Consider the following 24,287-nt stretch of genomic DNA (forward strand, 5'->3'; position numbering starts at 1 on the left):
TAATATGGAGGTAAGAGATGAGCATATATAAATCACAAGATGGAAAAATTGCGTCAATAAAATTATATGATGCACAATTGCAAAAGTTAGGATATCTATTTAGTGATAAATATGTAACTACAAGTTTTGGGAAGATTCATCTTATTGAAACTGGAAATATGAAAGGGAAGCCCCTTTTAGTTTTTCATGGTGGAAATAGTACAACAGCATACAATTTATTGATGTATAAATTTTTGTTAAAGGATTTTCATGTTTATGCTATAGACACAATAGGACATCCTGGGAAAAGTGATGAAGTTTGTTTATCCTCGAATAATTATGATTACGGAAAGTGGGCAAGTGAAGTAATTACTGCAATAGGATATGATAAAATAAGTTGTTTTGGAGTTTCTTTCGGTGGAGGAATTTTGGCAAAACTTATGTGCATTGCACCAGAAAAGATTGAAAAAGCAGTTTTAGTTGTGCCAGCAGGTATTAATAATGCATTGCCAATATCTTCAGTAAAGATGCTAATTCCATTGATAAAGTATGTTGTGACAAAGAAAGAAAAGTATCTAAAAGAAACAGCTTTATATATGGCACTTTCTGAAATAGTTCTGGATGAAGATACATTAGATACTATAAAAGATAGTTTTGATAATGTAAAAACCAAAGTAGGAATGCCAAGCAATATTATGAGGAAATTATTAAGAAATTATAAAACTCCAACACTGGTTATGGCGGCAGAGAAGGATTGTCTTTTCCCTGCTAAAAGGGTTTTATCTCGAGCAAAAACAATTATTCCAAACTGCAAGGTCCATATGTTAAAAGGATGTGGTCATATGCATATAATGCCTCAATATGAAAAGAAAATGATTGTTGATTTTCTTATTGATAGTTAGGTTTGATATAATTGAAAATGAATGTATTGAGTTAGTACCATTTAAATATGATTTATAGCCTTAGACATTGATATAACTTGTCTAAGGATATTTTTATAGATGAAAATGTCGCAGCATATGTAGCTAGCTATTATAAGCTTAGTAGTAAATATTTACAAAATATGTTACACTTGAAAGAGCTTAAATAAATGTTAATATTAATTTTCAAGCAAAAGGTGAATAGAAATTTGCATTAGAATTATATACTTAATTTATATATAAACTTACTTTATTAGGAGGTACAAAAATGAAGCTTTGTATTGTATTAGCTCCATGCAGGGTCTAATTAGGACAAATCCGCATGGAGTAAAAATCTAGTCCGAAAAGACTTTGCATTTTTAGAGATAACATCAAAATAAAAAGGAGCAAAGTCAAAATGAATTTATTAAAAACTCTTATTAAAGATCTTCACAGCTTTTTAATTTTATGGATTACACAATCCCTTTCAGCGTTAGGCAGTTCGATGACTAATTTTGCTTTAATCATATGGTCGTATCAGCAGCATGGCTCGGCATTGCAAACGGCGATGCTTTCCGTTTGCTCGTATTTACCTTATGTAATTATGAGCATATTTGCAGGGGCATTAAGCGACAAGTGGAACAAGAAAATCATAATGCTTGTAAGTGATAGCTTTGCGGCGCTGTGTACTATTGTAGTATTGCTTCTATTAAAAACAGGCAGTTTGGAGATATGGCATCTTTATTGTCTCAATGCATTAAATGGATTGATGAATACAATTCAGCAACCTGCTTCAGATGTAGCCATTAGTATACTTACGCCAAAAAATCATTACCAGAAGGTTAGTGGGATGCGATCCTTTTCTAATTCTCTTATTAGTATAATGACACCGATCATCGCAACGACATTATTGACCTTAACTAGCATGGATTTAATCATCCTATTGGATTTATTAACATTTGGAGTTGCGTTTGTATCGCTGTTATGCTTTATAAAAATACCAACAGCGCACAATGAAAATGTAAAGAAAGAATCGGTGTTACAGTCAGCAAAAAGTGGATTGAACTTTTTGAAACATAATCGCGGAATTCTTAATTTAATTCTGTTTTTGGCTGCGATTAACTTTACCGCTTCTGTATTTAATGCTACTTTCCCAGCTATGATCTTATCAAGAAAGGGAGGTGGGGAGGTATCACTTGGCATTGTTAATACAGTTACTGGAATTGCTATGCTAGTTGGTAGCGTTATCGCTTCTATATTACCAACTCCTAAAAGCCGTGTTCGCATGATTTGTAATTCATTATTACTTTCAATGAGTACTGAAAACTTCTTTTTAGCATTTGGAAGTTCTGTGCCAGTATGGTGCATTGGATCAGTTTTAGGATGGATTGCTATTCCAATTATGAATTCTAATATGGATGTGATATTTAGAAATTATATACCAATAGAAATGCAGGGCAGAGTATATTCTGCAAGGAATACACTACAATTTTTCACAATTCCCATTGGGTATTTCTTAGGTGGGGTATTAGTTGACAAAGTATTTGAACCATTTATGATATATCAACAAACAGGTGAAGTATTGGCAACTCTATTTGGAACAGGAAAAGGGTCAGGTGCTGCTTTTTTACTTTTTATTCTTGGTATTGTGGGAGTTTTGACATGCGTTATATTCCGCAAAAATACCGATATATGGAAGTTGGATAGAATTACTGAATAAATTTAATTAAGAAAATTTTCTAAGAAAGAAGTGTTAATCTATATATAAATAGTAATTTCATGTGGGATTATTTCAACAATTTTTCATACAAGACAAAATATAACACAAAAAGTCGGGAGCAACCGCCTGAAAAGAGATAAGATATATGTACAGATAGGGGTGATGATTATGGAGTGGATTGAAGGAATTGGTGAAGCTATCAGGTACATTGAGGATAATATCACTGAAGAAATCCTAATAGAAAATATTGCAAAAAAAGTATTAATGTCTCCGTTCTATTTCCAAAAAGGATTTGCAATGCTTTGTGGTTTTACAGTGGGAGAGTATATCAGACAGCGCAGGCTTACTCTTGCCGGCAGGGAGATTGTTTCTACTGATGAAAAAATCATTGATATTGCATTGAAATATGGCTACACCTCACCAGATAGTTTCACAAAAGCTTTTACCCGATTCCATGGTGTCACACCTACTGCTGTTCGAAAAGATGGAGCAATGATTAAATCCCTTGCTCCGTTGAAAATCAAATTTTCATTGGAAGGTGGTTATATTATGGATTACAAAATTGTTGAAAAAGATTCCTTTACTATCATGGGAGTATCGAAGGTATTTAAATATGATAGTGCAACTACAGAAATTCCACAGTTTTGGGCGGAACATTATCAAACAGGAAAAGGCAAATTTGTATGCGGAATGTACGGAATAAATATAGATGAGAGCATGGGTTCAGAGGAATTCGAATATTTGATTGCAGACAATTACAATCCGTCCGTAGAAGTACCTGATGGTTTTGTAACAAAGATTATTCCTAAATACACCTGGGCTGTTTTTGCTTCCAAAGGTCCAATGCCAAAATCTCTGCAAGATGTGAGTGGAAGAATCTTCTCAGAGTGGCTGCCTAATTGCAAAGATTATGAAATTGCAGCAGGTTATAATATTGAAATGTACACCAATACGGATGATTATCCGCAAGGTAGTCAAGATGAAAGCTACTACAGCGAAATTTGGATTCCTGTAAGAAGAAAAGACTAGTTTTGAAGACAGAAAGAAAAAAATAAAAGATCAAAGATTTACGGTTCACCTGTTAAGGTGAACCGTATCATAAGTAAATTTGCAAAGGCAGTAACGCCTTTTTTATATTATAAATTCCACATAATTATAATTTTAATGTGGTTTTAATCGCTACCGATATATAATCTCCAACTATTCCATATTACTAAATATTATGATAATATTGTAATATACCAGAATAAACTTTTTAGGGTGCAGAGGGAGAGAGATTAGTCACTGGAAATGTAAACGATTAAGAATTGATGTATTAGTGAATTTAGAAACTAACGGAAAATAACATTTAATAAAATTCTAGATACTATTTTCAAAATTACGAGTAAAAAGCATAAAAGATAAAGCCTCAAAAATAATAGATTTTTAAGCTGTTAATTTTTTATTGAAGATAAATGGTTTGTTTATGCCAATAATATAGTCAAAGATCTTGCTAAATCCCTTTCGAAACTAATTTTGACTAAAAAAATGGGAACTTTATGGAATCGTTTCAGCCTTCTGAAGGCTGCGTAATTCAAAACTTAAATTCCAAGTTGTTATGACTAAAGAAGTATCAGCAATTGAACGCATTGAAGTTAATGGACAATCTTGCTAGCAAGAGCATCCAATCCTAAAATTAGAGTTTATTTATGGTATATTTTCTATTTCTAGTGGGGGCAACCCTTCAAAAAGGATATTTGTGAAGCTGCATAAAACCTATAGTTTTAGCGTTTTGCAAGAGATTAAATTAATGTATTGAAAGGTGGAAAAAACATGATTAAAAATTCAAAGAAGACTATCGGTAAAATGTTGGCATTAACTATGCTTTTAACGGCAAGCTTAGGAAGTATACCAAGTGGAAGAACTGTATCTGCTGCTACAGCAACTAACATATATGTTGGTGACAGTTCTAAGAGCAACAACTATAAAACAGTGAAAGCTGCTATTGATGCTGCAGCTAAGATTAACCCAACAAGTGAGGCTCAAAGAGTTACGATTCATATTGCTCCAGGAGTATATAGAGCACAGCTTAAAATAGCTACTCCATATATTACCCTTGTTAATTCTAATCCAAGTAAACAAGTTAAAATTACTTGGTACTACGGCTTCGGATATGATTATTACAGTGCTGGATCTGATGGTTTCTATAACCAAAGTAATGCTACTGCTAAAACCACAAAAAACCATGTAAGCAGCGGTAAATGGGGTGGTTCAGTGTACCTTACAAGTGCTGCAAAAGCCTTTAAAGCAGAGAACATAGTATTTGAAAATTCCTTTAACAAATATGTTACTAGTGAGGAATTAGCAGATGGAGTTGCTCTTTCAACTACTTTCCCTCAGAGTAAATCATCAACTCTTACACAAAGAACTGCGTCTACAAATGTTGCTTCAAAGGCACAAACTGAGAGAGCTGCAGCTATGATTATTGATGCAGATAATGTAGAATTCTTAAAATGTAGTTTTATTGGAAGTCAGGATACACTTTATACTGGATCAGTTGGCACTAATAATAGCTATTTCAAAAATTGCACTATAGAAGGAAATACTGATTATATTTTTGGTGATGGAAATGCAGTATTTGATAATAGTACATTAAATTTCTGTGGTTATAGTGATAAAGCTGTAGGTGGATATATAACAGCAGCAAAAGATAAAGCAACTTATGGATACTTGTTTAGAAACTGCTTAGTAACAGCTACTAGCAGTAAAAAACAGGCACCTGGTTACTTTGGAAGACCTTGGGGTGCAGCAGCAAAGGTTACTTTCTTAAATACTAAACTTCAAAACAGTACAATAATAAACGCTGCAGGCTGGACTTCTATGAGCAGCAATTTACCTGAAAAAGCAAACTTTAAAGAATACAACACAACTTATAATGGTGCGAAAGTAAGCACAGCTGCAAGAAAAGGAGTTGTATTAAGTAGTGCTGATGCTGCTAAAATAGATGCTACTAAATACTTTGGAGATTGGACTCCAAAATATTATACAGCTAAATAGTAATTTTTACAGAATTAGTGGTAATTTATAAAACTGAATAGATAAGAAAAAGGAGCTACTACAAGACTAACGTTGTTAATTTTGTAGCGGCTCCTTTTTATAAATATAAAAAATGTTCAACACCCATAGCTTTTACATTACATAAAGAATGTTCATCTAGCAGGTGAAAGATTATCTATTTTCTAATTAGATAAAATAAGTTTTTGCGCAAGTTGTCAAAATTGGATACAAAAACCACTTTATTAAAATGCAAATTAGATATATAATATATCAATATATCACAACGTATCTTTAATTCTGAAGAAATAATAAACTTTATAAATTAAAGGCAAACTATGCGGGAGCATAGGACGCAAAGCCACGGGTCTGAACATTAAAAGATAGCCGGGTTGCATGTATGGAGGATATGATATAACAACTTCTATGACGTAGTTGTTTTTTTTGGAGGATAAGATGTACAAAGAAATTAAAAATTCAGTTCCAATCACGACTGTTGTAAGCAGCATTTTATTATTAGTGTTTGCTCTTCTCGCAGTCATAACTAAAGTATATAGTTTTCCTTTCATACTAGGAGTTACCTTTTCCTTATCTGGAGTTTTTCTGTTAATTATACTTAAACTTTATAATATTAATACTGCCTTAGTGGTGGCAATAATTGCTCAGTTGGCAGAGATAATTTCTTCTGATTACCCTTATTGGGGTTTTATATTTGTTCTGGAAATCGCTTTTGTCGGTTTGTACTCAATTTGGAAGCCAAAGAATAATTTGATTTTTGGTGATCTGTTATTTTGGATTTTCATTGGTATTCCGGTATCGGCAGTGGCATATTATACCTTATTTTATAATGGAGGTTGGGATGCCTATATAATGCGAATTTCTGCTGACATAATTTGCGGTCTTTCATCCTGTGCTTTTGTGGATGGTTTATTAACTTATGTACCTACTGAAAAGCTATTAAAAAAGCTGGGGAAAACAGATGATTCAATTCAATTTCTTAAATTCTTATTTGTTTTTATATCAGTGATATTGAGTGTAAGTATCCTGTCAACCTTTATTATCAGTGGCTTCAATACCTATAGTGCCGTCAATGAAAAAAATGAGCAGATAGTTCAGGATTATTTAGATGATATTCGACGGGAAGTTAGCGTAATGGATAAAAATCAGCAAGCTCAATTATTGTTTTATGGAGTCTTGCAGGCAGGACAATTGGAGGAACTAATAGAAAAGCTTCAATCTGAGAAAAAAGCGGACATAATTATTACAGATACAAGCAATAAGGTAGTAGCTACCAATATTGATAAAGTGAAGCATGGACAGGTATTTGATTGGCAAAAAGATACATTAACAGTGAAAGAGTTAGAAGGAGTATATGCAGTTACTCCTTATAAAAAATACGGAAGAATTGAAACAGAGGCATGGGCTGAAGGCAATTACTTTTATACAAGAGAGATAGGTTTACTTGATTTAAAGTTAATTGTCAGCTTTCCTATTAAGCAAATACAGCAGGAAGTTTTGAATAATTATGCTAGCAAATTCAGATTCGTAATGTATTTTATAATTTTCTCTCTGTTAGTTGCAGTAGTAACCAACAGACTATTAGTTAAATCAATTAAAAAATTGTCTGCTGCAACCACAGCAGTTCCAGTGAGAATTAAGAATGCTGAACAAATTGAATGGCCTAATAGCGGAATTTATGAGGTCAAACAGTTAATAACAAACTTCAAAGATATGTCAGATAATTTTAAAAAGATGTTTATGGAAAGCCAAGAGTTGAATAAAACACTTGCGCTGCAAGCTGATGAATTGCTGAAATCAGAAGTAAAACTTCACAAGCTAGCTTATTATGATACTCTTACAAATCTTCCTAACAGACATATGTTTAAAATGTATCTAGAAGAAAAATTACAGATGGCGAGAAAAAATAATAATATAATTGGTGTAATCTTCATCGATCTTAACCAGTTTAAAAAAATAAATGATACAATGGGGCATTCGGCAGGGGACGACTTGCTAGCTATTTTCTCCAAAAGGTTTATTAGTATAAAAAGTGATAATACCGAAGTATTTAGACTTGGCGGAGATGAGTTTGTTTTTGTAGTGATTGCTGAAGAAGAGAACCAGGTAAAACTTTTTGGTGAAGAGATTGCCAAGATATTTATCAAGCCTGTGGAACTTTTGGGTGCAATTCTCAGTGTTACTGGCAGTATCGGAATAAGCATGTATCCAAAAGATGGGCAAGATTTGGATACTCTTGTTAAATATGCAGATTTAGCAATGTACAGGTCGAAAGAAATGGGAGGCTGTAACATTGAGTATTTCAATAAGGAAATACATAGAGACTTTGAAGAAAATATGATTTTGGAAACAGGAATTAGGAAAGCATTAGAGGACAATGAATTCGAGTTGTATTACCAACCCAAAATCAATGCTCAAACTGGAGCGATTACAAGCTGTGAAGCTCTCATTCGATGGAAGCACCTAGACCTTGGATATGTTTCACCTATGAAGTTTATAACTGTAGCAGAAAAATCGGGGCTTATTTTTCAAATAGATAAGTGGGTTATTAATGAGGCCTGCAGGCAAAATGTTCAGTGGCAGCTTGAAGGTAGGAAGAAGATACCTGTATCTGTAAATGTGTCAGCGAAGCATTTCTTTGAGGGGCAACTGGTAGATGTGGTTAAGGAGGCTTTAAAAAATAATGGAATAGAGCCGAAGTATCTAAGAGTGGAAATAACCGAAGGAGTTCTTATAAAGGACAAACAATTTGTTGCTGATATCATAAAACGGCTTGCAGGATTAGGAGTTTTAGTTTCCTTAGATGATTTTGGTACAGGATATTCGTCATTCAGCCATCTGTTTCAGCTTCCTATAAGTGAACTTAAACTGGATAGGGAATTTATACAGGGAATAGACAAGTATGAGAAAAAAGGGGCTATGGTAAAAATAATGATAGAATTTGCTCATAATCTAGAATTGAATGTTGTTGCTGAAGGAATAGAAACATTAGAGGAATATAAGTTTTTACAAGAGATTAAATGCGATGAACTCCAAGGTTACCTTTTTAGCAAGCCAGTGAAAAATGAAGAGTTTAAGGATCTTATATCTGCAGTTAATATAAACGTATAAATGAAAGAAGTTATGTAGGAAGGAGGTGAACTGCTCAAAAATTTTTTAATATTTTCGAGCAAAGAGTATGGGTAAGAGATCAGTTGTTTTGATAGCAATTTTAATTTTTATAAGCTTAACAGTAGATTTTGGTAAGTATAGGTTAAGCACTAATAATCAGTTTACCCAAACTGATGTTAAGGATGAAAGTAAAGACGATGAAAAAAGTGATAGTTCAAATGAGCCTATAAATCTGACTATATTATCTTATTATAAAGATTTTGAAAATCAAGCTAACGAATATCATAAGGCTCATCCAAATGTAAATATAAAGATTGATGTAGTAGATTATGATCACATTATTGAGACTGCCTTCAAGTCCATAGCAAGTGGTTCAAGTCCAGACATTATCGTCTTTGACTCCAACCACACCTTTAATTTAAACGGGAATGAGGCATTGCAGAATTTACTGGAAGAACCATTTTCAGCAGGAAAGTATAAGCAGGGGTTCGCAGAGGATCTTTGGCGTTCTGTATTGTCTTACGACAAGAATAGGCTTATAGGTATTCCCTTAGTTATAAATGATATGGTTACACTATATCGAGCTGATATAATGGAGCAATACGGCTTTCCTTCGGAACCAGAAGCTCTTGCTCAGTATATGAAAAATCCTGAGAATTGGCTAAAGATTGCTGAGACTTTAAAGCTTGATAATAAGTATATTGCGTCATGGGCAACGGATCCTTTAAATATATATGGATCAGGAACAGGTATTTTCGATGAAAACCTTAATTTGCTTAGATTGGATAGTAACTTTGAGAAAGCGATAGAACTCTCTCAAAACATCAAAATGAATGGATTGTCTTTGAATGGTGATATATATAGTGAGGACGGAAAACAAGCTCTGAAAGACGGTAGGCTTGCTATGGTATATGGTGGGTCTTGGTTAATATACAACTTTAAAGACCTTGTGCCCGAAGAACGAGGCAAATGGCGGGTTGCGAAATTACCATTTGGTATAAATGGTTTTGGTAGTTCAAATATAATGGCTATAAGTTCAACAAGTAAATACAAGGAAGAAGCTTGGGATTTTATCAAGACCTTTGAACTAGATGACAAAAAGTCATACTGGGGAGGCAGTATTCCTGTGTATTTGCCGGCAGTTAATAATATAAAGAATTTCAGCAACAAAGATGCCTTCTTTGGTGATCAGGACCTTGGATTATTTTTTAAAGATATCCGTCAATCAACAAAAGTTCCCGTATTTACGCCATTAGACGATATGGCAATGTCAATTTGGAAGGATAAAACCCAATATGCAATAGCTAATGCTGTTAATCCAAAGGACGCTTTGAAGCAATATGAAGAAGAAATTAATAGCAGGTTGGCAGACAAAAAGAAAATTTTATTAGATAGAAAACAGTAAAAGTCTTTAATTTTTGCTACTGTTACGGCAATCCGTATCATAAGTAAGTCTCCAAATATTCGATTTGTTTAAGGAAACTTACTCCTATGAATGGAGAGAGTAGTAGTTTCCTTTTAAATATGATTTATAGCCTTAGGCATTGATATAACTTGCCTAAGGTTATTTTTATAGGTAAAAATACTATATCGCAAGTAATTAGGAAGATAATTTTATATTTTTCTAATCCTAAGGTACTGGAATTTGAGCCATATAAGCCATTTACAAAAGATGAAGAAAAAGAAGTGAGCGTGATGAAAAATTTCTTGCTGTATCTTTGAAAAGTGAGAAAGTGATAGGGAACGTTGCCTCAGAATATTTATTTCATTATTTTTTCTTGTTTATCTAGTATGTAGCTATTACTCCAAAGCCTTTTCCCCATCTGTATCATACCATCCGATGTAAACAACAGTATATTCTCATATGTTCTACTTACTAATATTACCCCTTCATCATCAAAAAGGAAGTTAGCCCAATGCCTTAAGAAAATATCCCAGCTTGTCTCTACAGAATGTTCCTTTTGCCAAAAGACAATGACTTTATCTGAAGGCTTACATATGATATTTTCACTTAAATAATTGCTGAGATTCTCATAAGTACCATTATTCCAATCCTGTTGCCAGTGATAATCCATTTCCGTCAGCGATAGTGATAGCTTCTCATCTTTGCTAAGTAAAGCAAAATGATGTTTCCGATTGTTTATATTCATATTCCATATAAAAGTACTATAGTCCTTAGAAAGTGGCTTGATATTCTTTATATCTTCTTCTGGAATTTCCATGTCTTCAACATAAAAGAACCAGTTGATTCCAAAACTCTCCATACTGATATACTTACTAGAATCATTAGGACTATCTACCATATCAATTACCTCATTTGTATTAGTTCTCTTATAAGTTATTTTTTTTCTTTGCCTATGAAGAAAGCATAAGTATCTCTCTAAGAGCATTAAAGAGTTCTTCTTTATTTAAGAACTCTTATTTTTTTTATGCTAATAATTGTTGTAATTAATACTAAGATAAAAGAAACTACGATTACAAGGGAATCTGTTATGTAAAAAAAATTAGGATATTTGGGTATGAAAAAAAGGCTTAGCATTAAGTAGGCAATTGTACAAAATGGAGTTAATATGTTGGTTTTTAAGATTGAAAGTTTTATTTTGAATAAGCATAATAGGATGCCTATAACTAAAAATACTATTGATAAAGGAAACAATACTAGCAACGCTATAGGATCTGTTTCCTTCCACGGAAATATATCCAAGAAGTAAGAGTAAATAGCAGCTAGAAAACCTAAAATCAATAATTCTACTAAATTAATCAGGGTAAAAAATATAATTGCTATTGTTCGTTTCATAAAATCATGTCCTCTCTTATAAAAGTCAGTTAGAACTATAAGGTTTAACTTATTGTACTAGCTATAAGAACATTATATTATCATTTCACAAGGCCGTATATAGTTTTATAAGTACAGGCATAATTAATAGCATTCCACGATGGTTAGCGATTGAAACTGTTACTCATAAACAAGCTAAAAGACCAGATTGATTATTATTTTAGTATTATTTCTTTATGATAACCTTACGATTTTCAAGGGTTCAAAGGCTATATAATAGTATCATAGAGATTAAAGGATAAGGCACTTACCTCACAAGAGTAGGTGTCTTTTTCTATGAGTTTTATTAGTAAAGAGAATACAGTAAAGTTAGAGAATTGCTCTTAAGAACTAATAATGCTTGGGTTTCTAAAAACAACGGTATCAAGGCTAAGTTTTAAGATGACAAAAAAGCATAGAAGTTAAAAAAAGTAGTAGCTTTAGCGAAGGTCAGGGAGGAAGTGTTAGATGATTATTAAGGCAATAAAGGATTATATAAGTACTTGCTCTTATCTGCAAGAATTTGAAGCTGCTATATGTGCTGTAGTTGGGTCTGGAACTAGTAATTCAGAACTGTATGCTATTGAAGTAGTTAAAGCAGAGCCAATTTTAAAGAAATATATGAATGGCGATTCCCTAAGGCAATGCCACTTTACTTTTTGCAGTAAAGAAAGCTATGGGATCGATGTATTACGAAGCATAGAAAGTAGCAGCTTTTATGATGATTTTGAAAATTGGATTGAGGAAGAAAACAGAAAAGGAAATTTACCAAGCCTAACGGGAAATTACATACCCGTTGAAATAAAGGTTATATCTAGCGGATATGCTTTCCCAGTGTCACAGGACAAGTCGAGATACCAAATAGAACTAATATTAAATTATTACAAGAAACAAGGAGGAAATTAATTATGGGAATTAAACAAAGAAAGAGTTATGCAAATTATTTAAAGGTGGCAAATGCATTTGAATTTATGGGAGCAGGTTTTAGTGATCTTAATGAAGCACCAACTGCAGTAAGTGCATCAAAACGTTATATAAGTGAGTCAAGCACTACAAAAACAATTACAGGTTACGAATGGTCAACTGCTTATGTTACAGATATGATCAGAAGCGAAAAGGCTGTTGATTTTATCTGCAATATCGGAGAAATGCAATTAACAGGAGCAGAGGCAGAAACAGAATATGTTATCGTGGACTTAGATGTTCCAGCAGCTACTGCTAATGAATTTAAAGCTAGAAAAGTTAAAGTTGCAGTAGAAGTTGCTACTTTTGATAACACTGATGGTGTAATGGGGGCAACTGGTAACCTTTTAGGCAAAGGTGATATGGTTCTAGGAACTTTCAATACTGAAACAAAAACCTTCAAAGAAGGCTTTACTGCTGCTGTATAGTGAAAGCTATTCAATAGGAATTCACAAGAGGAAATATGAAAGCAGATTTTACTGCAAAGAGATAACTAAAATGGAGGTAGGCTTTACTGCAAAAGTATAGTTAAAGTTAGAGCTACCTTCATTAACAAGTCAACATTCTGTAGCAAAAGTTGCAGAATGTTAACTTAGAAAAATAATTAAGTTAATATAAGGAGGCAAAGTTATGATAATAAATAATGTTGAACTAATTGATATAGACATATTTGATGTTGAGGTAGCAGAAAAATATGAGAATGCCTTAAAAGAAGTTGAGACAGTGGCTAGCAAAGTAAAGGATATGAAACTTTCTGAAAGTGTGAGAACTCAATGTGAAAGCATATTTAAGGTTTTCAACATTTTATTTGGAGAAGGCGCTGATAAGAAGATATTTGGAGATAAAATGAACCTACTAACTTGTATTAAAGCTTTTGAAGAACTTGTTGTACAAGTTAATGATCAGAAGTCAGCAATTGAAGAAATAGCTAGTAAATATTCTCCTAATAGAGCACAAAGGCGTAAAAAATAATGAACCTCTTAATTGACTTACTACCAAATACAGTAGATATAAATGGGGTAAAGTACGAAATTAATTCAGATTTCCGTACTTCTATCCTTTTTGAAATAATGATGCAGGATACATCCTTGAGTGATGAGGATAAGATTATTCAGGCTCTTCAGTTATACTATCCTAGAGTTCCAGAGGATATTGATACTGCTATTGACAAGATGCTATGGCTTTATAGGTGTGGAAAAGATGAAACATCATTAAAGGGAACTGGTAGTAATAAAACTAATCAAATTTATTCTTATGAATATGATGAGGATTATATTTATAGCGCTTTTTTAGATCAATATGGAGTTGATCTTCAAGATATTGAGTTTCTTCATTGGTGGAAGTTTAAGGCTATGTTTAAGAGTCTAAAGGAAGATAATGAGATAGTTAAAATTATGGGTTACAGGGCTATGGATCTTTCGAAAATTAAGGATAAGAGTCAAAGAGATTTTTATAAGAAAGCGAAAGAAATATATAAAATCCCTACTATGCTTAATAAAGATGAGAAGCAAAAAATAAGTGATATAGAAGAAACGCTTATGGGAAGCGGGGATTTGGCTAGTGTTTTAAAACAGGATAAATGATAAGGGTTTTATCCAAGGAGTGTTATAATAGCTATTTTTAAAGAATAGAAGGATTTAACTAAAAAAGCTTAAGTTAAAACCTTAGTGGAGTATCAGACTAAAAATGAGGTGATTATTATAGATGAAGTAAGATGCCCCAAGTGTAATCAGCTGCTTTTGAAAGCTGAATATATAAAGGGTGAAATTAAATGCACAAGATGCAAGAAGATAATAGAATTAAGTATGGAATCAAAAGACAGAGCTTAAGGCCACACCATAGAGTAGTGAGCAAGCCTGCTTTTTTTATTTTAATGAGAAAAGGCAGGTGAAAAAATGGCAGATGAGAAAAAATGCAATTGTGGAAATGATGCAAGCGAAGAGCAAACTGACCTACAGAAATATACTGAGGAAGTTAAAGCCTTAGCTAAAGGTGGTTTTGATGTACTTTCTAATAGTGCCATCAATGTGGTATCTAAGTTAAAAGAAATTGGGCTTGAAGGAATTAAGTTAGCTGGTAACCTTGAAAAAGTCCAAGGAAGTTTCCCAAATAATATTGATAGTTTCTCTAGTCAAATGGATATAGCTAATTCAAACATTGAAGGGTTAATCACAGATTTAGGTCAAATTCTATTACCTATAGCAACAGAGGTGGTTAAGAAATTTAATGAAGTTGCTGATAAAGTAAAGAATGCTTTAGCTAATCCAGAAGTCCAAGCTAGCATTCAGGGATTAGCTAAAGATATAGGAGATTTAGTAAATGGAGCTTTGAGCTTTTTCGCAGATAATCTTGATATCATAACTGAGGGTCTTACTTGGGTGATGGACAATTCAGAGGTTATACTTGCTGGGATTGTAGCTATTGGAGCTGCATTAGCTACAATAGCAATTATTGGGGCAATAAGTTCTATTGTAGGTTTGTTTGTAGCATTATATGAAGAAATAGCCACAGGAACTCCAATAATGGAGGCCTTTAATATAGTTGTAGGAATGAATCCTTTTGTTCTTATTGCTGCTGCAGTAATAGGATTAATTGCTGCTTTTATTTTTCTATGGAACACAAGTGATGGATTTAGAAACTTTTGGATTGGACTTTGGGATAATATAAAAACTATCTTTTCTGATGTTTGGAATGGCATAATGACCTTCTTTACAGAAGTAATACCAGGATGGATAGACAGCCTTATTCAATGGTTAAGTGGTATTCCACAATGGTTTTCTGAGCTTCCTGGAAAGATTGGTTACTTTTTAGGATATCTTTTGGCACAGTTACTTTTGTTTGGAATTAATGCTTGGACGTGGGTAACCACAGAGGTTCCTAATATAATAAATACTATAATCAATTGGTTTGCGCAATTACCAAGCAATATTTATAACTGGTTGATGAATGTAGTTTCAAATTTAGAACAATGGGCTTCAAATATGATTTCAAAAGCTGAGCAAGCGGCAAAAGATATAGTTGGGGGAATAATTAACTTTTTTAAGAATTTACCTGGCGAAATGGAGAACATAGGTAAAAATATAGTTACTGGAATTTATAATGGGATAATCAATGCAAAAGATTGGATTCTTGGCAAAATTGACGAATTTGTTAGTGGAGTAGTTCAAGGATTTAAGGATGCCTTAGGAATACATTCGCCTTCTAGGGTACTGCGAGATGAAGTTGGTAAGTTTATAGCTAAAGGTATTGCAGTTGGATTTGTAGCTGAAGTACCTAAGATGCAAGGAGACATTGATTCCAGTATGTCCGATATGGTCGCTAGAATGCAGGGTGCAGTAGGCTGTGAAATTGCAGCAACAACAGCTAATGTAGCTTCTAACAATAGTGCAATCACAAAAGACAACGCAATAAATGATACTCTTATGAATAGCAATGGCAAGGTAATAGAAAACCATATCCATGTGGATATCGAAGGAAGAGAAGTCGCCAAGGCTGTAGCTCCATACCAAGGAGTATTTGATACATATCAGATAGGAAGGTGATAGGAAGTGTTAAAGAATGGAGAAATATATTTCAATGGAAATACAAGCATAGGGTTAAATCTATTTTTAGAAGAATATCCCTCTGTTCCTATTGCCAATGAAGACTTTGAGGAGATAACTGTTGAAGGAAGAAGCGGTAGTTTGTACATTAACAAAGGAACTTATCCAGATAAGAAAATACCTTTTAATTTTACGATACTATCGCCGCAGATAGAAATAGATTTTGATAAAGTATATCAATGGTTAACAGAAATCCAAGATAAAAGACTTATATTTGGCAGAGAAGATAGATGCTATATAGTAAAAAAAGTATTATTTGAAAATCTACAAAAGCAGTTCAAAACGATAGGGCAGTTCAAGGTTACTTTTATATGCGAACCCTTTAGCAGTGATTTAAATTATACAACTTACGAAATCACATCAGATAATTACAGCTTTTATTATCAAGGAAATGCACCAGCAGAATCTTTGATAAAGGTATATGGCATTGGAAATATTCAACTTACTATAAACGGTGAGACTATGGTGATATATGATGTAACTGATTATGTTGAAATAGACAGTAAATTTATGCAAGTAAGAAACAAGGATAAGACCTCAAAGGATTCAGCTGCCTATGGGGTTTTTCCTTTGTTTAGTGCAGGGGCAAATACTATAAAATACACGGGGAATGTAACAAAAATAATAGTAGAATATACTACTAGATATAAATAGGAGGAACTATGAAGAAGGATATTAAAATAGCATATTTCTCTTATAATACTAAAAAAGAAGATGTATTAGCTTATAACGGCATGGCTCTTGATAACTATTGTATTAAATGTGAAACGGAAGAAAACTTAAATACTGGCGGCTATACTCTAGACGCCACTTTTCTTTTAGATGTCCAGAATACTATAAAAAACAGCAGTGGTTTAGTGGATGGTATTAGAGAGGAAGGAATTTTAAAGGTAAAGCTTGATTATGGTGATGAAATATTCAGAATATCTAAGGTTACCAAGGGCACTAAACATATTGATGTAGTAGCTAGGCAGATAACTATTTCAGAAGTTCTAAATCTTTACTTAGATAATATAGATATCAAAGCTGCAAATATTGCTCAAGCCTTGGGTTATTTATATGATGGGGCTTATGGCAATAAAAATCTAGAGTTAACCACAAATTTAATTGGCACAGTTTCTGGTTCATATAAGGATATGAGTCTTTATAAAGCTATTCAAGGGGATCAGGACAGCATCATCAATAAAGTTAATGGAGAAATTCAAAGAAGGAAGTACAAGTTGTCAGTACTAGATCAAGTGGGCAAAAATGGAACAATCGTTACCATAAGAGAAGGCAAAAACTTAACAGGCTTCAATGGAACTTCCGATTTTGAAAGTGTTGTCACTAGAGCTAGAGGCACAGGAGCTAACGGTATCAAAGGGAACTGGATAGAGAGCTCAAATATATCAAAGTATGCTATGGTTTATTCAAAAACTGTAAGCTACGATGATGTTAAAGTGAGGACCCAAGAGGAGATCCAGAAAAACCAAGCAACGGATGGGTATGATACTAGGGAATCAGCTATAGCCGAATTAGATAGAAGAGTGAAAAAACTCTTTGATCAGCAACAAATAGATATACCAAAGGTTTCTTACGAGATAAACTTTGTCCAGCTAGAAAAAACAGAGGAATATAAAAACTACGCTATAGCAGAAAGAGTTGATATTGGTAACACTGTTAGAGTTTACGTTCCAAAGCTTGACACAGATATAATGGTTAGGGCTGTCGTAAAAAAATATGATGTATTAGCTCAGCGAACTAAAGAATTAACTCTTAGCAACGAAGTGGAAACCAAAGCTATGGGTATGAATATCAGTAGCATTGTAGCAGACCTAAAAAAACAATATGCAAGCAGTGGAAGTAGTTCTATCAATGAATATATGACCAGCGTTATAAAAAGCGGTATGAAGGATAGCTATGTTGTAGTTAGAGATAATGAATTGCTTATAATGGATAAGCCAGATATTGATGCTGCTACAAAGGTTTGTAGATACAATCAAAATGGTTTAGCCTTTTCTCGAGATGGATACTATGGGACATACACAACTGGTGTTTCAATAGATGGTATTATCAATGCTGATTTAATACAAACAGGAATAATAAATGCTGATTTAATAAGAACAGGTAAATTATCATCTAAAGATGGAAGTATATCAATTGATTTAAACAGTAATGTATTTAGTATTAAAAATCCTAATGAAGATGTAAAGGATGGTTTATCAGCAGATACCGACGGTAACCTAACGATAACTGGAGCCTTTAGGCAATTTGATGATAAGGGTAAGAAAAGTATTGATATTTATGATAATAAAATAAATATTTATGACTATAAAAGGAACGAAGATTTTATTGGAGCCTTAATGAGTGAAACCACAGGCGGGGACACTTATGGTAGGTTGGTGCTATGTGCACACACAGGAAATCCATTAGACTTAGGTATCTTTAATAATGATGGAACTTACTCAAAATATATTACTTTACGTGACAATGCGGATGAGTTAGCTACAATTACTATGCAACAATGGTGCGATTTTAAAAATGATATTACTATTTCTGCAGGGGATGTAGCCTACGGTTTTATGAAGCTAGATGCAAATAAAGACCTTTGGCTATGCTCAAATGCAGATGATTCACAAAGCTTGAAATTAGGTAACAGAAGATTTGATGGAGAATTACGAAATGTTATAGAAATATCTGCTGCAGGTGGTGGAGTCAACTCAGCAGTTACCATCAACGGTGCTCTAAATATAGCACAAGGTAAAAATAGAATAGTAGAAACCAATGGCTATGGCGTGGTAGCCTTAGGTGCTTATGAAACTACAGAGCCGTATTTTGGTGATATCGGAGAAGGAATTATTGCGGAAGATGGACTATGTTATATAAGTATAGATCCAATTTTTATGAAAACAGTTAATACAAGTTGTAGTTATCAAGTGTTCCTTCAAAGATATGGTGAAGGTGATATATATATACTAGAAAGAGCTGAAGATTATTTTATTGTTAAAGGAACACCAGGTCTTAACTTTGGCTGGGAGATAAAAGCTAAACAAAGGGAATACGAAAATAATAGATTAGAGGTTTCGGACAAGTTTGAACCAGTTGTAGAAAACTTTGATGATCAGTTATTAGACCAGAACATAATTAATGATAAAGAATTAGATGGAATTTTAGAAGGTGAGGAGATTATATATGAGTAAAAAAATAATAACAAGCTATACGAACATAAAAACTGCTGAAGGTGAAAGGCTTTCCTATACAGTTAGTACTATAGACGATAATGGAAATCTTATAACAAGCAACGAAAGAAAAAATTGTATTGTCTTTGATGAAGAAGCCCTTGCACATATAGAAGCTATAAGAAAACTTCTTCAGGATAGGGAATTAGCTGTTTTATAATTAACAAATGCTGAGGCTGGAGGTTCATTAAGAATTTTATGTATATATGTTTTAATAAAGATTGTTTATAGAACGGAGTGGTTTCTAGATAGATATATAAATTTTTGATGTAACTTTCATGACGAGGCAAATATTGTGATAAAGGGAATCCATAACATGTTTATGGATTTTTTCTATTTTAGCAGAAGAAATGAGGGTGAGTAAATGCAAAATATAATTTCAATGAAAATAGATTTGAAAAAAGAATCCTATCAAAATAATGTAGCTCAGCAAAATGATGATATGGTTTTAGACATAAACATATATGGGGATGGCGACATTATATCTTTAGAAGGAGCCACTGCTCAGCTTAGCTATATCAATGCTAATAACACCATAGCAACCATATCCGGCAGTGAGGTAGTTGTCTCCGGTAATAATGTGAAAATCACTTGTCCAAGGGATTGTACAAGATCTGCTGGTATAGCTAAGATGAAGTTAGTAATAATATCAGCCTCTAAGCAAGTAAGTACATTTCCAATTGAAATTACAGTAGTCCCAGATGTGGTCCAAGGGCAAGAAGTAAGTGGAAATGTGGCTACGGTAATAGAAAAACTAATTAATGAAAACATTATATGTAATGATACTTTAGTAAGACTCCAAAATTGGGTAGCTACTCATGGAGATATAGTAGATTTAGATAGTAGAGTTGACACCCTAGAGTTAGATAATACACAGGATGCAAAAATAATCCAAGGCACAGATTATCTTGATATAAATGCAGAAATAATGTTATATACTTCAGAAGGTTATAAGATTAAATTTAAGCGAATGACCTATGATTTAACAGGAACAATTTTAATACCTAGTGATGCAGATATAGATGGAAATGGATGTACCTGGAGGAGAAAAGTTGACGATATAGCTAGAGGTGTTTTCGACATAGCCCAAAATATTGATGAAACAAATGGGAATGTAAATATTAGAATAGCAAATGTGACTATAGATGGTAACAGACAAGCTGATCAATTGGTTAATACTATTGATAACCATAGATTTAGTGGTTTGAAATTAACAAAGGTAACAGGAGAGTCTTTTATATCTAATGTAACTGTAATAAATACAGTAAATGGAGAAGACCTACAAACAACTCCAGCTGGTGGAATATTTTTTGTAGATTGTAAAGATATAAGATGCTCAAACTTAAATGGATGGTATAATCTCGGTACCGCAATAATCATTAGATTTTCCTCTAATATTACAATAGATGGCTCCTTGACTTATGATAATGAAGGAAGCGGTATAAGTGGAAGAGGATGTCCAAATTGTAAGTACCTAAATATTGTGACTTTCAACAATAAATTTTCGAATTTATCTGTTAATGGTGTAGACAGCATTGTAGATAATGTCATAAGTTACAAAGCAGGTTATTCTGGGGTCAACATTGGTCACCCTGATAAAGATGCAACTACAAAGTACTATGCCAATGCTCATGGAACTGTATTATCGAATATAATTTCATTTGATAATACATACGAAGGATTAACTATTGGGGGTTCTGATAATGTAAGCTGTACCAATGTCATTGTATATGGAAATGCTATAAATACTACTAGAGAAAATATTAGAATCCATGGAAATTCTAATTCTTCCAAACTGATTAATATAACAAGTCGAGACTGTGCTACTAGTGGTATTAGGTATTACAGCGGAACTAATCATGTGCTTGATAATTCAGAATTTTATAATTGCAAGTGTGGAGTTTATTGCGGTCCTGATACTTCTGTTACAATAGGTGGAAATGTGAAAATCCATAACAATAGCCTTGATGGAATAATTCTGGCTAGTGCAATCAAATGTACAGTAGCTTGTGAAGTGTACTCCAATGGGGAATATGGAATATGGATTAGTGGTGGATCAAAGCATAGAATTGTTGGTGCAGATATCCATGATAATATTCTCAAAGACATTTATGAAACAGGAAGTCCTGTAGATTTGTATTATGATATTGGTAATAAAGGTATTACATATTTATCAAATGGAGTTGTGCAAGTTACTTGTATAAAAAGTGTAACTGATGAAGTGAATACTCCAGTTTTTAGAGTCCAATTACCTGATCATGGAAGATTATCTGTTGATTTTGCTATCACTACTTTTTATCCTGCTAGTGTATCTGCAATTTGTCATATGGTTAAGGGTGTTGCAGTAGCGTCTGCAACTGGTGGTGGAGTTATTAATTCTCAAACTACTGTATTTGGCACAGCAACGGCAGTTTCAGCTGGTCTCTCACAAGTGATAACTCCTTCTTTAGTTAAAGATGAAACCAATGATTATATAGAGTTCATTGTAAATCAAAATAATGAAACCGTAGATGCTGCAGGAACAATAAATATTACGGCAACCATTACTTATGCCATTGGTAGTAATGTTGTACGACCTACAGTGACACTTCTTTAGAATGGTGGAAGATTATTATCTAGGATTCTGAAGTGAGATTTTGGCTTAGGAACTTTATATATGTGCAGCTGAACAATTAAAGAAAAAAGTATTATTTATAAAAATCTATGGGACTACCTATAGATTTTTTTATTTCTAAAATAAAAGAAATGAGGGTGAATAAATGCAAAATACGATATCAATGAGTATAGATTTAAAAAGAGAAAATCATCAAAATAAGATAGTACAACAAAATGATGATGTACTACTGGATATAGATGTTTATGAAGAGGGTAAAATTAAAAACTTAGAAGGAGCTATTATAGACCTTAGCTATGTTAATGCAAATAATACAATATCAATCATAGCAGGAAACAGTATGGTTGTAAGTGGTAACAATGTTAAGATAACATGTCCTAGGGATTGCACAAGGTCTGCTGGTGTGGCTAAGATGAAGCTAACGATAGTCTCTGATTCAAAGCAAGTAAGCACCTTTCCAATTTCCATTACAATAGTTCCAGATGTATTAGAAGGTCAAGAAGTTAGTAAAAACATAGCTACGATAATAGAGGGATTAACTGCGGCAAATACTACAGCTACAATTACGTATAATGAATTAATGCAAGCTATAGAACTAGGAAATATACCACAGCTAACAAATAGAGTTGTTAATTTGGAAAAGGAGGTAAACAGAATTGAACCTTCACAATTTATCGAGGCTGGAGATACCTGTGATGTAGAGTCAATAAATAGAATGATACAATATGCTAGTGCAAACAACTTAGTTGCTTTTATTCCTAAACGGTTTTCAGATTACATTATAAATTCACCTATTTATGTTCCAAGCAATATAACTTTATTAAGTAATGGTGCAACTATAAAACTAGCTGATAAAAGTAATTGTAGGTACTGTATCGTAAATGAAGATAGAATTAATGGAAATAGCAATATAAAAATAATAGGACTTAGAATTAATGCTAATCAAACTAATCAAAATGATAGCCTTATTATAGGAAATATTATTGGTATATGCTTCGAAAGTCTTTCGAATACAAGTGCGTGTCATGATTGTATGGCTATTCTCAATTACATATACGATAGTTCTATAGCTATCAGGAGTTGGGTTAGCGATGAAAATTTGACAGGTAGCAGAATGCATTGTTATAACATGACATTTTCACATAATACCCTAGAGAAATGTATTAATAAAATAATAGAATTAGGTGTTACAGACAGAAGTTTAGTATCTAGCAATGTATGCAAACAATGTACAGATGGAATTCAAGTTATTTTTAATTCTAATTATAATATGGTAAGTAACAATATCATTGAATGTACTGCAACAGGGTTAAATATAACCCATAACAGTTGCTACAATACTTTTACCAATAATTATGTAAGTGGTTATGGATATCTATTGATTATGAGAGCTGATGCTCAAAACACTACAAGTATCATTAAAGGCAATAAGATAACAAATAATACTTTTCAAATGTCTCAAGGAACAGGGACAATATTTTCATTTTCAAAATTAGGTTCAGCTACTGGAAGTATGGAATATTATGATAATGATATTTCAAACAATTCATTTTTAGGATATAGTTCTTCAGCTACAGCCTTCTTGAGACTATATAATTTTTCTTCAAATGATGTAAGTTGTAAAATAGATAAGTTGTTTTTAAATAATAATACATTTGCCAATTGCGCTATTGTTGCTGGAAGTGTAGACAGAGTGAACTGTACTGTTGGAGATATAATACTAAATAATAATACATATACTGAAAGCTATGTAATACCTGGGAAAGTAGCATATTTATATATACAAGGCGGGTTTTTTAAGTTTGATACATTAAACACAGCTATTCAATATAACTCAAGTTCTAATCCTACAAATATCTTTATAAGTGATTTAGTTGTAAAAGCAGCTAAACTTTTTATAGCGTTAACAAATTCAGCTCACACCAATACAATTTCTATTAAAAGATGCAACGTGGAAAGTGCGTCAACTTCAGAATCTGTAGCTGTTCATAATTGTAACTTTTTCTTTCTGGATAACTGCGATATAATAACCCCTGATGCAAATTTAGGAGTATATTTCAGTAATATAACAGGATTTAGTGGGAAAAACAATAGGATTTTTGGTAATTCAAGGGGCTTTTCGCAAAAAGTAGGCTCAGCATTAGGTGGAAAAATGACCAGTAACGAGTTTTATGGTACTACCACCAGTTATGAAAATATGAATAATTTTACCATTGTGTAGATACTAGAGAAATCTAGTCTTTTTTATTTAAAGCATTAAAATTTGTATGAAAGTAATAAGTTGATTTTTATTAAAGATATTATTACAAGTTGTA

General features: G+C 32.9%; 19 protein-coding genes and 1 riboswitch. Of the genes, 18 read left to right on the top strand and 1 reads right to left on the bottom strand.

Features of this window, described 5'->3' with window-relative positions; all coding sequences use genetic code 11:
- The first annotated feature begins 17 nt into the window (after window positions 1–17).
- The 6 genes from CLOCEL_RS01190 (at window position 18) to CLOCEL_RS01215 (ending at window position 10,165) form a co-directional block, all read left to right on the top strand.
- Window positions 18–881: an alpha/beta fold hydrolase gene (locus CLOCEL_RS01190; protein ID WP_010075247.1), complete on the top strand. Its 864-nt coding sequence runs from the start codon at window positions 18–20 to the stop codon at window positions 879–881.
- 415 nt (window positions 882–1,296) lie between these two features.
- Window positions 1,297–2,598 carry an MFS transporter gene (locus CLOCEL_RS01195; RefSeq protein ID WP_010075246.1) on the top strand — a complete coding sequence of 434 codons (1,302 nt, stop codon included), beginning with the start codon at window positions 1,297–1,299 and terminating at the stop codon, window positions 2,596–2,598.
- 168 nt (window positions 2,599–2,766) lie between these two features.
- Window positions 2,767–3,627, top strand: a complete 861-nt coding sequence (locus CLOCEL_RS01200; RefSeq protein ID WP_010075245.1) for an AraC family transcriptional regulator — start codon at window positions 2,767–2,769, stop codon at window positions 3,625–3,627.
- 783 nt (window positions 3,628–4,410) lie between these two features.
- On the top strand, window positions 4,411–5,634 hold the full coding sequence (locus CLOCEL_RS01205) for a pectinesterase family protein (RefSeq protein ID WP_013291580.1): 1,224 nt from the start codon (window positions 4,411–4,413) through the stop codon (window positions 5,632–5,634).
- Between the two features lie 317 nt (window positions 5,635–5,951).
- Window positions 5,952–6,031, top strand: a riboswitch (cyclic di-GMP riboswitch).
- Between the two features lie 56 nt (window positions 6,032–6,087).
- Window positions 6,088–8,760, top strand: a complete 2,673-nt coding sequence (locus CLOCEL_RS01210) for an EAL domain-containing protein (RefSeq protein WP_010075242.1) — start codon at window positions 6,088–6,090, stop codon at window positions 8,758–8,760.
- Window positions 8,761–8,827: 67 nt separating this feature from the next.
- On the top strand, window positions 8,828–10,165 hold the full coding sequence (locus tag CLOCEL_RS01215) for an extracellular solute-binding protein (RefSeq protein WP_010075241.1): 1,338 nt from the start codon (window positions 8,828–8,830) through the stop codon (window positions 10,163–10,165).
- Between the two features lie 355 nt (window positions 10,166–10,520).
- Here CLOCEL_RS01215 and CLOCEL_RS01220 read toward each other — a convergent pair whose 3' ends face one another.
- A complete protein-coding gene (locus CLOCEL_RS01220) occupies window positions 10,521–11,063 on the bottom strand; it encodes a DUF2947 family protein (RefSeq protein ID WP_013291581.1) in 543 nt (180 codons plus the stop codon).
- Window positions 11,064–11,330: 267 nt separating this feature from the next.
- Between CLOCEL_RS01220 and CLOCEL_RS22965 the strand changes: the two genes are divergently transcribed.
- The 12 genes from CLOCEL_RS22965 to CLOCEL_RS01270 all read left to right on the top strand — a co-directional run bounded on the left by CLOCEL_RS22965 (window position 11,331) and on the right by CLOCEL_RS01270 (window position 24,193).
- Window positions 11,331–11,471: a hypothetical protein gene (locus tag CLOCEL_RS22965; protein WP_198283746.1), complete on the top strand. Its 141-nt coding sequence runs from the start codon at window positions 11,331–11,333 to the stop codon at window positions 11,469–11,471.
- Between the two features lie 572 nt (window positions 11,472–12,043).
- Window positions 12,044–12,481 (top strand): hypothetical protein, encoded by a 438-nt coding sequence (locus CLOCEL_RS01225; RefSeq protein ID WP_010075238.1) that lies wholly within the window; start codon window positions 12,044–12,046, stop codon window positions 12,479–12,481.
- 2 nt (window positions 12,482–12,483) lie between these two features.
- Window positions 12,484–12,966 (top strand): hypothetical protein, encoded by a 483-nt coding sequence (locus CLOCEL_RS01230; protein ID WP_010075237.1) that lies wholly within the window; start codon window positions 12,484–12,486, stop codon window positions 12,964–12,966.
- Between the two features lie 202 nt (window positions 12,967–13,168).
- Window positions 13,169–13,510 carry a DUF6673 family protein gene (locus CLOCEL_RS01235; RefSeq protein WP_010075236.1) on the top strand — a complete coding sequence of 114 codons (342 nt, stop codon included), beginning with the start codon at window positions 13,169–13,171 and terminating at the stop codon, window positions 13,508–13,510.
- Window positions 13,510–14,121, top strand: coding sequence for a bacteriophage Gp15 family protein (locus CLOCEL_RS01240; RefSeq protein WP_010075235.1), 612 nt, complete (start codon window positions 13,510–13,512; stop codon window positions 14,119–14,121). The genes CLOCEL_RS01235 and CLOCEL_RS01240 overlap by 1 nt, the downstream gene beginning before the upstream one ends.
- Before the next feature lie 108 nt (window positions 14,122–14,229).
- The gene (locus CLOCEL_RS22145) at window positions 14,230–14,367 is read left to right on the top strand and encodes a Com family DNA-binding transcriptional regulator (protein ID WP_242655199.1); all 138 of its coding nucleotides are present in this window, start codon (window positions 14,230–14,232) and stop codon (window positions 14,365–14,367) included.
- Between the two features lie 66 nt (window positions 14,368–14,433).
- Complete coding sequence (locus tag CLOCEL_RS01245) at window positions 14,434–16,080, top strand: phage tail protein (protein ID WP_010075232.1); 1,647 nt, start codon at window positions 14,434–14,436, stop codon at window positions 16,078–16,080.
- 6 nt (window positions 16,081–16,086) lie between these two features.
- Window positions 16,087–16,794, top strand: a complete 708-nt coding sequence (locus CLOCEL_RS01250) for a distal tail protein Dit (RefSeq protein ID WP_010075231.1) — start codon at window positions 16,087–16,089, stop codon at window positions 16,792–16,794.
- 8 nt (window positions 16,795–16,802) lie between these two features.
- Window positions 16,803–19,319: a phage tail spike protein gene (locus tag CLOCEL_RS01255; protein ID WP_010075230.1), complete on the top strand. Its 2,517-nt coding sequence runs from the start codon at window positions 16,803–16,805 to the stop codon at window positions 19,317–19,319.
- Entirely contained in the window at window positions 19,312–19,518 is a 207-nt protein-coding gene (locus CLOCEL_RS01260) for a hypothetical protein (protein WP_010075229.1), read from the top strand. Before CLOCEL_RS01255 ends, CLOCEL_RS01260 begins: the two co-directional genes overlap by 8 nt.
- A 204-nt stretch (window positions 19,519–19,722) precedes the next feature.
- Window positions 19,723–21,954, top strand: coding sequence for a right-handed parallel beta-helix repeat-containing protein (locus tag CLOCEL_RS01265; protein ID WP_010075228.1), 2,232 nt, complete (start codon window positions 19,723–19,725; stop codon window positions 21,952–21,954).
- 163 nt (window positions 21,955–22,117) lie between these two features.
- On the top strand, window positions 22,118–24,193 hold the full coding sequence (locus tag CLOCEL_RS01270; protein ID WP_013291582.1) for a right-handed parallel beta-helix repeat-containing protein: 2,076 nt from the start codon (window positions 22,118–22,120) through the stop codon (window positions 24,191–24,193).
- Window positions 24,194–24,287: the final 94 nt, after the last annotated feature.

The sequence above is a fragment of the Clostridium cellulovorans 743B genome, from assembly GCF_000145275.1.
Taxonomy (GTDB): Bacteria; Bacillota; Clostridia; order Clostridiales; family Clostridiaceae; genus Clostridium_K; species Clostridium_K cellulovorans.

Excerpts from the sequence above, each read along its gene's own strand:
- CLOCEL_RS01190 (WP_010075247.1), top strand. The coding sequence starts at position 18 with ATGAGCATATATAAATCACAAGATGGAAAAATTGCGTCAATAAAATTA.
- CLOCEL_RS01195 (WP_010075246.1), top strand. The coding sequence starts at position 1,297 with ATGAATTTATTAAAAACTCTTATTAAAGATCTTCACAGCTTTTTAATT.
- CLOCEL_RS01200 (WP_010075245.1), top strand. The coding sequence starts at position 2,767 with ATGGAGTGGATTGAAGGAATTGGTGAAGCTATCAGGTACATTGAGGAT.
- CLOCEL_RS01205 (WP_013291580.1), top strand. The coding sequence starts at position 4,411 with ATGATTAAAAATTCAAAGAAGACTATCGGTAAAATGTTGGCATTAACT.
- CLOCEL_RS01210 (WP_010075242.1), top strand. The coding sequence starts at position 6,088 with ATGTACAAAGAAATTAAAAATTCAGTTCCAATCACGACTGTTGTAAGC.
- CLOCEL_RS01215 (WP_010075241.1), top strand. The coding sequence starts at position 8,828 with ATGGGTAAGAGATCAGTTGTTTTGATAGCAATTTTAATTTTTATAAGC.
- CLOCEL_RS01220 (WP_013291581.1), bottom strand. The coding sequence starts at position 11,063 with ATGGTAGATAGTCCTAATGATTCTAGTAAGTATATCAGTATGGAGAGT.
- CLOCEL_RS22965 (WP_198283746.1), top strand. The coding sequence starts at position 11,331 with ATGTTGGTTTTTAAGATTGAAAGTTTTATTTTGAATAAGCATAATAGG.
- CLOCEL_RS01225 (WP_010075238.1), top strand. The coding sequence starts at position 12,044 with ATGATTATTAAGGCAATAAAGGATTATATAAGTACTTGCTCTTATCTG.
- CLOCEL_RS01230 (WP_010075237.1), top strand. The coding sequence starts at position 12,484 with ATGGGAATTAAACAAAGAAAGAGTTATGCAAATTATTTAAAGGTGGCA.
- CLOCEL_RS01235 (WP_010075236.1), top strand. The coding sequence starts at position 13,169 with ATGATAATAAATAATGTTGAACTAATTGATATAGACATATTTGATGTT.
- CLOCEL_RS01240 (WP_010075235.1), top strand. The coding sequence starts at position 13,510 with ATGAACCTCTTAATTGACTTACTACCAAATACAGTAGATATAAATGGG.
- CLOCEL_RS01245 (WP_010075232.1), top strand. The coding sequence starts at position 14,434 with ATGGCAGATGAGAAAAAATGCAATTGTGGAAATGATGCAAGCGAAGAG.
- CLOCEL_RS01255 (WP_010075230.1), top strand. The coding sequence starts at position 16,803 with ATGAAGAAGGATATTAAAATAGCATATTTCTCTTATAATACTAAAAAA.
- CLOCEL_RS01260 (WP_010075229.1), top strand. The coding sequence starts at position 19,312 with ATGAGTAAAAAAATAATAACAAGCTATACGAACATAAAAACTGCTGAA.
- CLOCEL_RS01265 (WP_010075228.1), top strand. The coding sequence starts at position 19,723 with ATGCAAAATATAATTTCAATGAAAATAGATTTGAAAAAAGAATCCTAT.
- CLOCEL_RS01270 (WP_013291582.1), top strand. The coding sequence starts at position 22,118 with ATGCAAAATACGATATCAATGAGTATAGATTTAAAAAGAGAAAATCAT.